Source organism: Paenibacillus sp. EKM301P (assembly GCF_011800295.1).
In the GTDB taxonomy this organism is placed as follows: domain Bacteria; phylum Bacillota; class Bacilli; order Paenibacillales; family Paenibacillaceae; genus Paenibacillus; species Paenibacillus polymyxa.
On sequence record NZ_JAALFM010000101.1, the window covers coordinates 1 to 389 of the forward strand.

Genomic DNA, 389 nt, shown 5'->3' on the forward strand with positions numbered 1-389 from the left:
CAGCGCTCCATTCAGCGTGGAATATGTGCAAGCAAGTGAAGAAGAGACACCGCAGTACGCACAGGACTTTGTACGTGAATTTGATCTCGCACAAGCACCGTTACTGCGGGTTCAGTTGATCGAAAATGGACCGGGGCGTCACGTCATGCTCTATGACATGCACCATATTATTTCGGATGGCGTGACGGAAGGCATTATCGTGCAGGAGTTCTCTCAATTGTATGAAGGCCAGGAACTGCCGCCACTGCGGATTCAGTACAAGGATTATGCCGTTTGGCAGCATGCAGATATGCAAAGTGAACGTCTGCGTGAGCAAGAAAGCTATTGGCTGAAAACCATGTCTGGTGAAATCCCGGCGCTGGATATGCCAACGGATTTTACAAGACCTG

At 49.9% G+C, this 389-nt stretch carries 1 protein-coding gene; it reads left to right on the plus strand.

Annotated elements, in window-relative coordinates; genetic code table 11:
* A partial coding sequence (locus tag HFD99_RS25020; RefSeq protein ID WP_167441071.1) for a condensation domain-containing protein occupies positions 1 to 389 on the plus strand: 389 nt, incomplete at both ends.